The organism is Paralimibaculum aggregatum, assembly GCF_030270585.1.
GTDB lineage: Bacteria > Pseudomonadota > Alphaproteobacteria > Rhodobacterales > Rhodobacteraceae > Thermohalobaculum > Thermohalobaculum aggregatum.
Genome location: NZ_BSYI01000010.1, coordinates 130,807 through 144,906 on the forward strand (window position 1 = coordinate 130,807; position 14,100 = coordinate 144,906).

Genomic DNA, 14,100 nt, shown 5'->3' on the forward strand with positions numbered 1-14,100 from the left:
TCGGGAGCCGAGCCGGGCCGTGTTGCTTCAGTTCGTGGAATTGCGGGTGGCAGCCGGGATCAGAGGCCCGAGCTGACGGAGACGTCGAGGTTGTTGCCGACCGAGGTCGCGGCGGAGCCGACCAGCGGATCGGCAAGGGAGCCGAGGCCCGCGTAGTCGGTGACCGTCACGCCGCTCACGCTCGACAGCGCGGTGATGTCGGCATAGGCGGTCTGCACGTTGTTGCCGACCAGGATGGCGTCGCCGCCGGCCACGTCGATCGTGAGGTTGTTGCCGACGCCGGTGGCCGAGCTGTCGACCTGGGCGTTGGTGATGGCGGTCACGGTCGAGGTCGCGGCGATCACCGCCGGGGTGCCGACGGAGACGAGCCCGGTCAGCGGATCGACGATCTCGGTGCCGCCGGTCAGCTGGTTCGAGTCGACATCGGTCTTCACGTCGCTCTCGATCGAGCCGTTGTTGCCCACCGAGGTCGCCGCGCTCTCGATGCGGGCGAGGTCGTCGGTGCCGAGCCCGTCGAGCGAGATCGCCGGGGTCACGGTGATCGTGTTCAGGTCGCTGGTCGAGGTCGCGGTGCCGATGAACACCTGCTCGTTCTCCACCATGTTGAGGCCGGTGGCGTCGAGTTCGGCGGTCACGTCGATGGTCTGGGTGACCTGGGTCTGCACGTCGGCGTCCCAGTTCCAGGTCACCGTGTCGAAGGCTAGGGCCGGAGCACCGAGACCGACGAACGCGGAGGCGGCGAGCAGGCTTGCCTTCAGGCTGATCCTATGCATTGTCTTCTTCCTCTTCACTGGAGCCGCTCCGGGGGCCGACCCTGACAAGGTCGCACTCTGCCGGTGTCGGGAGGCCGAAACCCTCTGTGAGGATCTGCACGACGGCCATCTCGACCACGGATCTGACGCCGACCTGGAGCGGCTCGTTCTGTAGAACGCCGGCGTCAAATTCCACGAGTTGGGTGCCAAAGAAGCTGAAGATCCCGGCCTCGACCTCGTAGCCGACGATCTGCTTCTGCAGGCTGGTGACATAGACGGTGCGGAAGGTGCGCGCGTTCACCACGCGCAGGTCCAGACCGACATTGATGATCACGCGACGGTAGCCGGCACCGATGCCGCGCACGAACAGGCGCACGCCGTCGCTGAGAATGTTGTAGTTGAGCTCGGTCAGCGCGCCGAGCACGACGAAGTTGACCGGCGTCGCCTGGTAGGCTGGCGCAGGGCCGGCCAGGACCCCGAGATCGGCCAGCTTCTTCTCGGTGAGCGGTATCGCCAGTTCCAGCCGCTCGGCGATGTTCACCTTGCGCGACTTGTAGAGCGCGCTGATCAGCATCTCCGAGACGCCCTGCGTGAGCATCGTGCTCTCGGTATAGGAGTTCTGCGAGAGCTGGCCGGTCTTGTCGCGGATATCGCCCACCGCGAGCGTCGGCAGGTTGTTGCCGGGGAACGCCGCGATGCCCGAGAGGCAGGACGAATAGGGCGTGTCGTTGTCGGTCACGGGTGCGCCGCTGATCGGCGTGACATGCCCGTCCGGGCCCGATGCGCAGCCGGCGAGCAGCGCCGCCGTCGCCGCGGTGACCGCGAGGCGGGTGACCTTGCGAAGGAGGCTCATGCGCAAGCCCCCGCGGCAGTCGCGGCCCGCAGCGGGCAGGGCCTGCGCGGCGCCAGCCCGCGGCCGGCGATGGCCGCGCCGCGCCGGCGATCGGCCTGCAGCACCTCCTCGAAACTGGCTGCGCCTCCGGGCCGGCCGGTTTCGGAGAGCAGCATCATCGCATGCTCATAGGTGAACTCGTAGCCGCCGCCGGGGCGCAGCACGAGCAGCGGCTGGCCCGGATTGCGGACGGCAGCGAAGCCGATCGCTTCGGCGGCATGCAGCACACGGGTGCTAGCCAGCACCGCGATGCGGGAAGGCTCGACGCCCTCCTCCTCGAGCATGGCGCGCAGGTCGAGCATCGCGTGATGCGCGGCCGCAGCGCCGAGTTCCGGCTGGCACATGAGATAGCGCTCGAGCGGCGTGTCGGCGGCAACCGGCGCCAGCACCAGCCGGCGGCCCTCGCCCTGCGCCATCCGGTGCACCATGCTCAGCAGAACCCGACGGCGCATGGTGCGGCGCATCCGGAACAGCTGCGCAATCTCGCCGAACTCGACGAGAATGAGGCATTCGCTGACGGCTGGCATCGGCATTGGCCGCTCGATCAACATCGTAAACATCTCCTGTTGGCCCCCTGGCACTTCATCGGTCTCGGCCACTCGCAGCAGCCATTGGACCGGAGAGAGCAGGTTGCGTGCCACCACGGGGCCAGAGAGCCAGAATCCCCATAAACTGATGATTTAATTTGATAAAAATTTTGCACTGCCGACGCACTGGACTGCGCACCCGGGGCCGCCCTCTCATTTCGAGAGCAGTTTCGACCGGCGCTCTCTCCGTGAGCGGAGCGGATCCCCCTGGCATCGCCCGCCATTCCAGAGCCGATCGGCTCGGCCACAGAGCCGACGCGTGATCGTCCCCGGGAAGCGGTGGATCGAGGGAGACATCCACGTTGCCCGGCCGTGCTGGCGTGATCCGCGGCGGGCTTCACACAGGTCCGCTTCACCTACGGGACATGGACACAGGCCCTGGGGCCAACTCGCCGACATGGGTGTGGGTCGATGGGTCGAGCACGCCGATGAGACGATGCGCCTGGCGCGCCTCGCCGGTGGTGCCGTCAATCATCTCGAACGTACTGAAGGCATGGCCGGCGACGGCGCGCTCGCCGCGGCATGGTGCCGGCGCGTGGCCGGGGCGAGCCGACGCTCGCAGCCGCGGTATCGGACGCGGAACCGTCTGCGGCCCTAGCCGCCCTGCGCCAGGACGGCACGATCATCCTCCCGGACGAGCCGAGGGCCTCTCCCACGCCCGCACGAACGGTGAATGCCCGGCCACTCCAGCGCACCGCGCCGGTAACAGACACCCCCCGGCCATGCAGGCGCTCGAGCCGGCTCGGCCTCGCGGCGACCCCGGCAGACCTGTCGCGTTCGTCGATCCTCCAGTCGCCGGATGACCCGCCCAAGTGGGGCGGGACAATCCGAGCTCCCTAGCAATCTGCGCCGCAGCTCTTCGGGAAGGCGGACATGCCTCGCGATCCGGAACCGGCGGGCCGCCGCGATCGGGCGGGAACCGGCCATGCCCAGGTCGCGACAGGGCTCACGCCGTCGCGGTCTCCTCCTCCACCGCGAAGCATCTCACGCCGCCCGGACCTGTCCGGACCATGCCCGGGGTGTCGGTTCGGCATTTGGCCATGGCCAGCGGGCAGCGCGGATTGAAATGGCAGCCGGGGGGAGGCGAAAGCGGGCTTGGCACCTCGCCCGCGATCGGCGTGCGTGCCCGGCCCGGCTCGGCGAGGTTTGGCACCGATTCCAGCAGCTTGCGCGTGTAGGGGTGGCGGGGATTGCGGAACAGCGTTTCCGCCTCGCCCCACTCGACCAGCCGGCCGAGATACATCACCCCGACATAGTCGGAGATGAACCGGACGGCGGAAAGATCGTGGCTGATGAAGAGATAGGTCAGCCCCAGCTCTTCCTGCAGTTCCCGCATCAGGTTGAGGATCTGCGCCTGCACCGAGACATCGAGGGCCGAGGTCGGCTCGTCGCAGATCAGCAGATCCGGCCGTGCCGCGAGAGCCCGGGCGATCGAGATGCGCTGGCGCTGGCCGCCGGAGAACTGGTGCGGATACCGGGCCGCCGCATCGGCGTCGAGGCCGACCATCTCCAGCAGCTCGCGCACGCGCGACCGCCGCTCGGCCTCCCCGGTCCCGGGCTCGTGCACCCGGATCGGCTCGCCGATGATGCGGGCGACGCGCCAGCGCGGGTTGAGGCTGGCGAAGGGGTCCTGAAAGATCATCTGGATGCGCCGGCGCGTGCGGCGCTCCGCAAACGAGCCGTCCCTGACCGACATCTCCATGCCGTCGAAGCGGATGCTGCCGCGCGACAGCGGGTAGAGACCGACCGCGAGCCGCGCGAGGGTGGACTTGCCGCAGCCCGACTCGCCGACAAGGCTGAGCGTGCGGCCCCGCGGCAGATCCAGATCGACCCCGTCCACCGCCCGCAGGACGCGCCGGCTTCCGCCGCCGAACAGGCGCTGGTACCAGGGCGGCGAGACATCGAAGAAGCGCGCGACATCGCGCATCTCGAGCAACGGGCGTTCCGCAGGGGCCTGGCGGTCGGCGCTCATGACGCGGCCTCGTCGAGCCAGCAGGCGGCCAGATGCCCGTTCCCGCCGGCCAGCGCCGGGATCGCCTCGTGGCAGCGCGCCACGGCGGAGGGACAGCGCGGGCTGAACGGGCAGCCGGGAAGGACCGTGCCGATCCTGGGCATGCTCCCCGCGATCTGGGCAAGCCTGTCGGGCCGCCGGTCGATGGGCGGGATCGACGCCATGAGGCCGCGGGTATAGGGATGCCGCGGCGCGCGGATCACGCGCTCCGTCGGGCCGATCTCGACGATCCTCCCCGCATACATCACGGCGACCCGTTCCGTCGCCTCGGCGATCACGCCCATGTCGTGGGTGATCAGGATCACCGCGCTGCCATGTTCGCGGCAGAGCCGGTCGAGCAGCCGGATGATCTGTGCCTGCACCGAAACGTCGAGTGCCGTGGTCGGCTCGTCCGCGATCACCAGCACCGGATCGAGGCAGAGGGCCAGCGCCAGGACGACGCGCTGGCGCATGCCGCCGGAGAACTGGTGCGGATAGTGACCGAGACGTTCCGCCGGGTCCGGCAGCCCGGTCGCTTCGAGCAGCGCAATCGCCCGCCTGCGCGCCTCCGCACGGCCGATGCCGAGCCGCGTGGTGATCGTCTCGACAAGCTGATCGCCGATCGAGAACAGCGGATTGAGGCTGGTCAGCGGGTCCTGGAACACCATGCCGATGCGCCGCCCGCGGACCGCGCGCAGCTCCTCGCCCTTGAGATCGTCGATCCGCCTGCCCTCGAGCGTGACGCTGCCGCCCGCGATGTGGAGCGGCGGCTCCAGCATGCCGGCGATGGCATTGCCCAGCATCGACTTGCCGGCACCGGACTCGCCGACGATGCCGAGCGTCTCGCCCCTTGCCAGCGACAGGCTGACCCCGTCGATCACCTTGAGGCGCCGGCGGCGTATCTCGACCTCCACATGGATGTCGCGGACCTCGAGCAACGGCTCATCCTCCGTGTGTTGCGTGCTCATTGCAGGTTCGGGTTCAGCGCGTCGCGCAGCCAGTCGCCGAGCAGGTTGACCGCCAGCACGAGCACGACCAGCAGCAGCGAGGGGAATGCCGTCACCCACCAGATGCCGGAGAACATGTACTCGCTGCCCACCTTGATCAGCGTGCCGAGCGACGGCTCGGTCGGCGGAACCCCCACACCGAGGAAGGACAATGTCGCCTCCAGCAGGATGGCGGTGGCGAGGTTGATGGTGGCGATGACCGTGACCGGGCTCATCGTGTTCGGCAGGACATGCAGGAGCGCGACCTCCCAGCCCTTCCGGCCGACGATCTGCGCGGCGAGGACGTATTCCTTCCGTCGCTCGACCATGACGATGCCGCGCACCGTCCGCGCGTAGTGGACCCAGCCCGACATGCCGATCGAGAAGATCAGCACCGGGATCGCGATCTGCCCGTGCATCTCCGGCGGCAGGAAGCCGCGCGCGACGCCGTTCACCAGCAGGGCGACGAGGATGGCGGGAAAGCTCAGCTTAACATCCGCCGTGCGCATCACCAGCGCATCGACCCAGCCACCGACATAGCCGCTGAGCAGCCCGAGCCCGACCCCCAGCACCAGGCCGAAGACGACGCTGGCAAGCCCGACCAGCAGCGAAAGCCGCGCGCCGTAGATGATCAGGGAGAGGACATCGCGCCCCTGCGTGTCGGTGCCGAGGATGAACTCCGGGCTGCCGCCCTCGACCCAGGCGGGCGGCAGCTCGCTGTCGAGAATGTTGAAGCTGGCCAGGTCGAACGGATCATGCGGCGCCACCCAGTGCGCGCACAGCGCCGTCACCGCGATCGCCAGCACCAGCGCCAGCGACACCACGGCATAGGGGGTGTTGCGAAAGCTCCAGACCAGATCGCTCTGCCAGAGACGCGCCACTGGCCGCAGCAGTCTCCGCGCCTGCCCTGCCGGGTGCTGCGAGGTCATGGCATCCCCTTCCCGCTACCATCGGACAGCGTTCCCGAGAGCCGCGGATCGACGGCATGATAGAGAATGTCGACGATGAAATTGATGACGACGAAGAAGAACGCGATCAGCACCAGATAGGCCGACATCACCGGGATATCGACGAACTGCACCGCCTGGATGAAGAGCAGGCCCATGCCCGGCCACTGGAACACCGTCTCGGTGATGATGGCGAAGGCCACCAGCGAGCCGATCTGCAGCCCGGTGATGGTGATGACGGGCACCAGCGTGTTGCGCACGGCATGGCGGAAATGGATCAGCCGGTCCGGAAGCCCGCGGGCGCGCGCAAAGCGGATGTAGTCGGTGCGGAGCACCTCGAGCATTTCCGAGCGAACCAGACGCATGATCAGCGTGAGCTGGAAGAGCGCCAGCGTCACGGCCGGAAGAACCAGCGCCTTCAGCCCGCTCGCGGTCAGGAACCCGGTGCTCCACCAGCCGAGATCCACGACCTCTCCGCGACCGAAGGACGGCAGCAGATCGAGGCTGATCGAGAAGACATAGATCAGCAGGATGCCGGTGACGAAGGTCGGCAGGGATATGCCGATCAGCGACAGGATCTGGATGACCTGGGCCGATGGACGGCTGCGATGGATCGCGGCATAGACCCCCGCCGGGATACCGAGCGCCAGCGCGATCACCGCCGCGGCGAAGACCAGCTCGAGCGTCGCCGGCAGCCGCTCGCCGAAGAGCTGCGCCACCGGGATCGAGTTCCTGTAGGAGACGCCGAATTCCCCCTGCACCGCATTCCCGACAAAGCGGATGAAGCGGACGGGAACCGGATCGTTGAGGCCGAGATCCTCGCGCAGCTGCTCGCGATAGGTCTCGTCCACCTCCTCGCCCAGCATGTTGTTGATGGGATCGCCGACATGGGTGAAGAGCGAGAACGAGATGAAGGCGACCACCAGCATCACCAGCACGCCCTGCCCGAGCCGGTACAGCATGAACGGCAGAAGGCGGGTCATGTCGCGGCCGTCAGGCCGGCGGCCCCGGCCGGTGCCCAGTCCGCATCGTCGTCGAGCGGGAAGATCGGCCGGCGCAGGCGGCGATAGTCGAAGGCGCCATAGTCGGACGTCGTCACCCCGATGCCGTTGCAATCGACATGCCCGGCGCAGAAGGGCAGGAAGGCCGGCTTGCACTGCATGCGCGACTTGAGCACGATGAAGTCCTTCTCTCGGGGGTCGAGCCCGACACAGCGGAATATGCCTTCATCGTAGGGCTCGATGCGGTTGCTTGTAACCACGATCTGCAGGTCCCCGGACTCGAAGAGCACGGTCGGCCCCGGATTGAGCCTGGTTCCGGTAAAGACCGGCCCGGTCACCGTGATCTCGCCGTCATGCATGGCTGCCACCCTGCCGCGCAGGACCAGCGGCTCATTGGCGAAGGGGACCGAGGGCGCCTGCATCTTGCCGCCAAGGGCCACCTCCAGCTCGGCCCCCTGCCCGGCCGCCAACATCTCCTGCACGGCAGCGCGATCGCAGACCGGCGCCGCCGCGACGTTCCGCAGCCCTTGGCGGCGGATCTCGCGCAGCAGCGACATCGAGTCGAGCGTGCCGCCGGAATTGCAGGTATCGGCGACGTCCAGCAGCAGCCACGGCCGCCCCGGGAGACCCGCGGCATCGGCCACCGACTCGGCCAGCGGCACCGGCCGGACCGCAAACTCCGCGCGCTGCGACCAGGCCTCGCCGAGGATCCGGTCGCGGATCGCGGCGGCGCGGACGGCATCCCCGTCGGTCATCACGATGCAGCTCATCCCGGCCTCGCGCGTGTCGGCCAGGGGAAAGCCCGGCAGCACGCTGACGGCGAGCACGCCCGGCTCGGCCTCGGCCTCGCGTGCGAGGGCGATGAGACCGGCGAGCGGCGGCTCCGAGGTGTTCATCCTCTGCAGATGCGTGAGGAGCGGAACATTGCCCCAGACCGTTACGGGGTCGATCCTGCCTGCCATGGCATCGAGCGTGATCTGCCCGGTCCGCATGCCGCAATCCCGCATGTCGAGATGCGGGAAGGTCTTGTAGGCGACCACGGAGGTGACCGACCGGACCATCTCCGCGGTGACATTGCCGTGGAAGTCGAGGCTGAGGGCGATGGGAAGATCAGGCGCCGCGGCGCGCAGGCGCCGGAGTATCTCCCCCTCGCCATCCTCGTGGGACCGGGTGACCATCGCGCCATGCAGCTCGAGAAACAGCGCATCGCATTCACCCGCCTCGCGCGCCGCCGCGACCGCCGAACAGAGCTCGCCCGCAAGCGCCTCGAAGGCATCGTCCTCGACCGCCGCGCTCGGCGCGCATCTGGCGATCAACGGCACGGAGACATCGGCGCCGCTGCGCTCGGCCAGCGCGATCAATCCGCCCGTTGCGGTGCCGGTGTCGCGGAAGGCGGTCCTGGCGGCGTCGCCCCGCAGGAGCCCGCGGGGGCCGGCAAAGGCGGAGAGCGGGGTTGGCACCGGCGAGAAGGTATTCGTCTCGTGGCTGATGCAGGCCACGAGTATCTTTCTGGCAACCATGATTGCTCCGGGAAGGCATGCGTGGCCGCGGGTCGCCAGCCGGCGCCCCGCGGTTCCGATGGATCTCAGTTCTTGGTGATCCACCACAGGCGGATCTTGTTGTCCGCCAGTTGCAGCGCATCGATCTCCTGCTTCGCAGCCCAGGTCAGCGGCTGGCGATAGAGGGCGATGGTGCCGTAGTCGTTCTTGTGCAGCCGGAACGCCTCCGAGATCATCTCCTGCCGCTTGTCCATGTCGATCTCGACCTGGATCTGCTCGACCAGCTCGTCGAGCCGGGCATTGTGATAGCCGCCGGGGTTCCACTTGCCGCGCTTGGAGCCGTCCTTGCTGTGCATCACCGAGTTCAGCAGGGCATAGGCATCGAGCTGGGGCGTCGATGCCCAGCCGAACAGGTAGATGTCGGCACCGCCGGACAGCATCTTCTTGTAGTAGATGCTCTTGGTCGACGAGGTGTAGTTCACGTCGACGCCGATCTTCGCCAGCATGGCCGCGATGGCCTGACAGACCTGGTCCGGGTTCACATAGCGGTCGTTGGGGCAGTCCATGCCGACATCGAAGCCATCGGGATAGCCCGCCTCGGCCAGCAGCGCCCGTGCGGCATCCGCATCATGGGCGGCGGCCCGGGGCGCGAGTTCGGCGTCGTAGCCCTGGATTTCCTCCGCCACCAGAATGCCCGTCGGTGTCGCGAGCCCCCGGAGCACCTTCTGGTTCAGGGCATCGATATCGATCGCCTGGTAGATCGCCTGCCGGACCCGCACATCGGAGAGCGGGTTCCTGCCCTTGACCGTGCTCGCGTTGAGCTCCGCCGCGCCCTGGTTGAGCCCGAGGAACATCACCCGCAGATCCTTGCCCGACAGGACCTTCAGGCCCTCGGTCCGTTCGATCCGCGCCAGGTCATGCAGCGGCGCTTCCATGATCAGGTCGACCTCGCCGGACAGCAGCGCGGCGACGCGCGTGGCAGCGGACTTTATCGGCGTGAAGACGATCCTGTCCAGATTGTGCTCGGGCTCGTCCCACCAGCCGGGATTGACGACGAAGACCGTCTCGGCATCCGGCCTGCGGCTTTCGATCATGAACGGGCCGGTACCGTTGGCATTGGTGGTGGCGTAGCTCTCCTCACCCTTGCTGGGGTTCACCGGGCGCAGGGTGTCGTTGGCCTCCATCCACTCCCTGTCTAGGATGAGGACACCGGCAAGATCGTTCAGCAGCACGGGATAGGGCCCGTCGAGATGGATATCGACGGTGTGATCGTCGATCTTCTCGACATCGCTGATCGCCGAGGTCGCGACGATATAGGGAGAGTTCTCGGCACGCGCCCGGTTCAGCGACGCGACGACATCGTCGGCGGTGAACGGATTGCCGTTGTGAAAGGTCACCCCCTCGCGCAGCCTGAAACGCCAGGTTGTCGGGGAGGTGCGCTCCCATTCGACCGCCAGTGCCGGCTCGAAGTTCAGCGTCTCGTCATAGCGCACCAGCGGCTCGTAGACATTCTGCAGGAAGCCGCTGGTGAAGGTCGTGTAATAGGCATAGGGATCGAGCGACGCGGCATCGCCGCTCGCCGCGAAACGCAGCGTCTCGGAACTTGCGGGCGCCGCGATCAGGCATCCGGCAACTGCAAGGGCGCTCAGCCCGGTCGTTCGCATCCACTGCATCGATACCTCCATCTCTCGACATGGCGGCGTGGCTGGCCCGCGAACGGCGATCTCCTGCCGCGGCTCCCGGGTCAGTCGCCTGGAGAGGAGGCTGTCAGAGTGGACTCCGAAATAAAATTTCTATCTTCTCATGCGAACCAAACGATCGGTTATGGGGTGCGGGCTTGGATCTCAGCTTCAGACAACTGGCCGTCCTGCGGGAATTGATGACCAGCGACACGGCCACCAGCGTCGCGAGGAAGCTCAACCTGTCGCAGCCCGGCGTGAGCAAGCTGCTGCGCCAGACCGAGGAGCAGCTCGGGCTCCGCCTCTTCGAGCGGATCAAGGGGCGGCTGTACCCGACCCCGGAGGCGACGCTGCTGATGGCGGAGCTGGAGAAGGTGATGGGCGCGGCGGAGGCCTTCGACCGCCTCGCCGGCGACCTGCGCGACACGGTGGCCGGCCGGATCTCGATCGCCGCGCTGCCGACGCTGGCCAATGTCTTTCTGCCCTCGGTGGTGACGGAGTTCCAGCGCCGGCACCCGACCGTCCGCATCGCGGTCGATGTGCTGCCTTCGCTCAGGATCGTCGATCAGGTGAATGACGGCCATGTGGATATCGGCCTTCTCGGCGATTCCACCGAAATGCCGACCAACAAGTCGGAGGATCTCTTCGAGTGCGCGTCGGTCTGCATCATGCGCCCGGATCACCCGCTGGCGGAGCGGTCCCATGTCGAACTGGAGGACATGCTCCAGCACGTCATCGTCTCGTATTTCATCAAGTCCCCCTATGGCGAGCGCATCGCCAAGACCTTCAGCGAGGCGGGGCTGGACTACAATCCGCAGATCGAGGCCGGCGCCTCGACCACCATCTGCGCGATGGTCGAGAGCGGCGCCGGGATCGCCATCGTCGAGCCATACCTGCTCTACAACCACACCTCGCCGAACGTGGTTGCCCGGCCGGTCCGCCCGGTCATTCCGATCCGGCCCCGGCTGATCTACCCGCGGTTTCGCCCCCTCACCATGACCGCACGCCGCTTCGTCAGCATGTTCAAGCAGGCCATGGAGGAGAAGGCGCGCGACTGCGGTCCCTGACCCCTACTTCCATCGTGATGCTCGCGGCCCGCCATCCTCCCGTTGCAGGGCCGAGGTTTCGCCGGGTCGGCAGGTTGCCGCCCGGTCCCGGCGCTCGCGGCAGCGCGCCCGTGGAGTGCCCCGCCGGCAGCTGCCCGTGGATTGAAAGATCATTTTTAAGTTTTTTCGATTAACACTTTCAGGATGAGATCAAACGCTGTACGCCCATTTCTGGGGTCATTTTACGTGAGGGTGCGTAATGGAAAACGACGGAAAAATCTTTGCCAGCGTTGTACTTGACTATACCGCGTCGACGGATGGCGACCTGCCGCAGCAGCCCTATGGCGGGCTCTTTCCCGGAACCTTCCCGGTCAGCGTGCCGCTCAGCAACGTGCTGGGTCCGGACGCCGAGAACGGCCCGGTCGATTTCGTCTCGCTGCCGCGGGGCGCCTCGATCACCGTGGGCTTCGAGGGCGCGGGAATCGTCGACGGGCCGGGCGACGACCTCTTCATCCAGGAGAGCGGGGCCGGCGGGGAGACCGCGCTGATCGAGGTCAGCACCGACGGGGTCAACTTCCTGATCCTCAGCATCGCCAACGATGCGGAGACGACGGCCTTCGATCTCGGCACGCTCGGGCTCGACGCGCCCGTCGTCGCCGTGCGCATCACCGGCAACGACAGCTTCGGCGGCTCGCCCGGCTTCGATGTGGTCAACGTCCAGGGCCTGCCGGGCAGCGTCGATTTCGCCGCGAAGGTCTTTCTGGACTTCGATACGCCGATCCCGCGCGATTTCTATCTGGTGACCGACACGACCACCGCGGTCGCGGACGACCCGGAGACGACGGAAATCGACGAGACGGTGCCGGCAAGGCAATTCTATGCCAGCCGCGAGGGCACCGAGCCGCTCGGCAGCTTCGACGCCACCTTCCGGAACGAGCTCGTCGCGAACCTCCAGGCGGTGTTCAACCGCTCGGGCGTCAATGTCGAGGTGGTTCAGGAGCGGCCCGCGGAGGGCGATTTCCACACCATCCGTTTCTCGCCCAGCCTCGGCAATGTCGATCTGAACCAGGACGGCGTGGCCGACGACCGGTCCCTCGGCGAGGCCTTCGAGGGTGTCGACCGGTTCAACAAGAAGGGCAACGATATCGTCGCGGTCTTCATGGACCAGACGACGGACAGCGCGGCGTATATCGCCGCCGTCACGGCGCACGAGCTCGGCCACGGTTTCGGCCTGCGCCATGTCAACCCGGTGCCGTTTGGCGGCAGCGAGGTGATGGACTACACCTTCACCGCGGCGCCGGTCTTCCACAACGGCGTGACCGCGGTGCTCGAGCCGCCAGTCGACGATCCGGCCGTCGCAGTCGATCAGGGCGTCACGCACAACCCCACCTATCATCTCCGCCGGTTCGTCGCGAACGAGGGCGCCGCGGCGATCGAGGCCGACGGTGTCATGCCGGGCAGCTACGACTCCGAAACCGTCTACCAGCTGCACCGGCTGTTCCTGGGTTTCGACACCCTGCTCAGCGGCGGGCCGATCGCGGCAATCGGCATCCAGCGGGGCTCGGGCGTCGCCTATATCGAGGACAATGCGGATGCCGGCGAGATCGAGTTCGACCTCATCGCCACCGATGTCACGGCGGGCGACACGATCAGCTTCGACCTGCCAGAGGGCGAGCCCTTCCGGATCGTCGCCTCGACCGAGGGCACCGAGACCTTCGACAGCGTGTTCTTCTTCCAGGGTTCGCGGGCGGACGGCTCGGTGATCGCGACCGCCGACCTCGATGTGTCCGGCCAGCTTGTCCAGGTCTCCGACGGCGGCGCCACCGTCGTCTCCCTCGGGACCGTGAGCCTCGAGCAGACCAGCACCGAGACCGTCTCGGCGGGCAGCAACGCGCCGATCATCGGCACGCTCGCGGACGACGTCCTGTCCGGCGTCTTCGGAGACGACCTGGTGCGCGGCAACGCCGGTTCCGACACCATGGTCTACGATCTCGAGCGCGGCGGGGTCGAGGAGACGCTGGACGCGACCGGCCGGGTGAAGGTGCGGCTCGAGAACGGCGAGGTCGACACGCTCCTCTCCATCGAGCGGGTGGCGCTGACCGACGGCACCTATCTCTACGATCTCGACAACGACGCGACGCTGCAGCAGACCTATCGCCTCTATGGCGCGTCGCTGGGCCGGGCGCCCGACGAGGCCGGCCTGATCTTCTGGGACGGCGCGCGCGACGGCGGCTTCACGCTCGATCAGCTCGCCAAGGCCTTCGTCGACGCACAGGAGTTCCTCAACCTCTTCGGCGGCGCGGAGCCGAGCTCGGAGGTCTTCATCGACGCGCTCTTCCTCAACGTCCTCGGCCGCTCCGCCGACGCGGCGGGGCGCGAGTTCTGGATCAACGCCTTCGATGCCGGCACGACACGGGCCGACATGCTGGTGTTCTTCTCGGAGAGCCCGGAGAACCTCGTGCTCAATGCCGACAACTACGACGACGGCGTCTGGGTGATCTGACGCGGGGCACGGAAACGGCCGGGCAAGCGGCGGCAGCGGACCCCGGATACGGGCCCGCATAGTCCCGCCTTGCCTGCGGCGCGGGCTCGTATCCAAGCGATCCAGCTGCGGATCGCCGCGAGCCTGAAAGCGGCGAGGCAGTTGTCCGCCGGTCGATAGGCGCGCGCAAGCGAGCCCTCCCAATGGGCGTGCAATCCTGATCGCCCTGGAGGGGAGCT

11 protein-coding genes are annotated in these 14,100 nt (G+C 67.5%); 2 read left to right on the forward strand and 9 right to left on the reverse strand.

Going from position 1 to position 14,100, the window contains the following annotated elements; genetic code table 11:
* Positions 1-59: 59 nt before the first annotated feature.
* The 9 genes from QSJ97_RS08260 to QSJ97_RS08300 form a co-directional block, all read right to left on the reverse strand.
* The gene (locus QSJ97_RS08260) at positions 60-773 is read right to left on the reverse strand and encodes a hypothetical protein (RefSeq protein ID WP_285671237.1); all 714 of its coding nucleotides are present in this window, start codon (positions 771-773) and stop codon (positions 60-62) included.
* Positions 766-1,605 carry a CsgG/HfaB family protein gene (locus tag QSJ97_RS08265; protein ID WP_285671238.1) on the reverse strand — a complete coding sequence of 280 codons (840 nt, stop codon included), beginning with the start codon at positions 1,603-1,605 and terminating at the stop codon, positions 766-768. The genes QSJ97_RS08260 and QSJ97_RS08265 overlap by 8 nt, the downstream gene beginning before the upstream one ends.
* On the reverse strand, positions 1,602-2,243 hold the full coding sequence (locus QSJ97_RS08270; protein WP_285671239.1) for a hypothetical protein: 642 nt from the start codon (positions 2,241-2,243) through the stop codon (positions 1,602-1,604). The genes QSJ97_RS08265 and QSJ97_RS08270 overlap by 4 nt, the downstream gene beginning before the upstream one ends.
* 934 nt (positions 2,244-3,177) lie before the next feature.
* Positions 3,178-4,203 carry an ABC transporter ATP-binding protein gene (locus QSJ97_RS08275; RefSeq protein ID WP_285671240.1) on the reverse strand — a complete coding sequence of 342 codons (1,026 nt, stop codon included), beginning with the start codon at positions 4,201-4,203 and terminating at the stop codon, positions 3,178-3,180.
* Positions 4,200-5,189, reverse strand: a complete 990-nt coding sequence (locus QSJ97_RS08280; RefSeq protein ID WP_285671242.1) for an ABC transporter ATP-binding protein — start codon at positions 5,187-5,189, stop codon at positions 4,200-4,202. Before QSJ97_RS08280 ends, QSJ97_RS08275 begins: the two co-directional genes overlap by 4 nt.
* Entirely contained in the window at positions 5,186-6,136 is a 951-nt protein-coding gene (locus QSJ97_RS08285; protein WP_285671243.1) for an ABC transporter permease, read from the reverse strand. Before QSJ97_RS08285 ends, QSJ97_RS08280 begins: the two co-directional genes overlap by 4 nt.
* Entirely contained in the window at positions 6,133-7,137 is a 1,005-nt protein-coding gene (locus QSJ97_RS08290) for an ABC transporter permease (RefSeq protein WP_285671244.1), read from the reverse strand. The genes QSJ97_RS08285 and QSJ97_RS08290 overlap by 4 nt, the downstream gene beginning before the upstream one ends.
* Positions 7,134-8,675, reverse strand: coding sequence for a M81 family metallopeptidase (locus QSJ97_RS08295; protein WP_285671245.1), 1,542 nt, complete (start codon positions 8,673-8,675; stop codon positions 7,134-7,136). Before QSJ97_RS08295 ends, QSJ97_RS08290 begins: the two co-directional genes overlap by 4 nt.
* 65 nt (positions 8,676-8,740) lie before the next feature.
* A complete protein-coding gene (locus QSJ97_RS08300) occupies positions 8,741-10,327 on the reverse strand; it encodes an ABC transporter substrate-binding protein (protein WP_285671246.1) in 1,587 nt (528 codons plus the stop codon).
* Between the two features lie 20 nt (positions 10,328-10,347).
* On the opposite strand from QSJ97_RS08300, the gene QSJ97_RS08305 reads away from it, so the two are divergent.
* Complete coding sequence (locus QSJ97_RS08305) at positions 10,348-11,400, forward strand: LysR substrate-binding domain-containing protein (RefSeq protein ID WP_285671247.1); 1,053 nt, start codon at positions 10,348-10,350, stop codon at positions 11,398-11,400.
* 238 nt (positions 11,401-11,638) lie between these two features.
* Positions 11,639-13,882, forward strand: coding sequence for a DUF4214 domain-containing protein (locus tag QSJ97_RS08310; protein WP_285671248.1), 2,244 nt, complete (start codon positions 11,639-11,641; stop codon positions 13,880-13,882).
* Positions 13,883-14,100: the final 218 nt, after the last annotated feature.

Coding starts and splice junctions, on each gene's coding strand:
- QSJ97_RS08260 (WP_285671237.1), bottom strand. CDS start 773: ATGCATAGGATCAGCCTGAAGGCAAGCCTGCTCGCCGCCTCCGCGTTC.
- QSJ97_RS08285 (WP_285671243.1), bottom strand. CDS start 6,136: ATGACCTCGCAGCACCCGGCAGGGCAGGCGCGGAGACTGCTGCGGCCA.
- QSJ97_RS08265 (WP_285671238.1), bottom strand. CDS start 1,605: ATGAGCCTCCTTCGCAAGGTCACCCGCCTCGCGGTCACCGCGGCGACG.
- QSJ97_RS08305 (WP_285671247.1), top strand. CDS start 10,348: ATGGCGGCGTGGCTGGCCCGCGAACGGCGATCTCCTGCCGCGGCTCCC.
- QSJ97_RS08290 (WP_285671244.1), bottom strand. CDS start 7,137: ATGACCCGCCTTCTGCCGTTCATGCTGTACCGGCTCGGGCAGGGCGTG.
- QSJ97_RS08310 (WP_285671248.1), top strand. CDS start 11,639: ATGGAAAACGACGGAAAAATCTTTGCCAGCGTTGTACTTGACTATACC.
- QSJ97_RS08280 (WP_285671242.1), bottom strand. CDS start 5,189: ATGAGCACGCAACACACGGAGGATGAGCCGTTGCTCGAGGTCCGCGAC.
- QSJ97_RS08300 (WP_285671246.1), bottom strand. CDS start 10,327: ATGCAGTGGATGCGAACGACCGGGCTGAGCGCCCTTGCAGTTGCCGGA.
- QSJ97_RS08295 (WP_285671245.1), bottom strand. CDS start 8,675: ATGGTTGCCAGAAAGATACTCGTGGCCTGCATCAGCCACGAGACGAAT.
- QSJ97_RS08275 (WP_285671240.1), bottom strand. CDS start 4,203: ATGAGCGCCGACCGCCAGGCCCCTGCGGAACGCCCGTTGCTCGAGATG.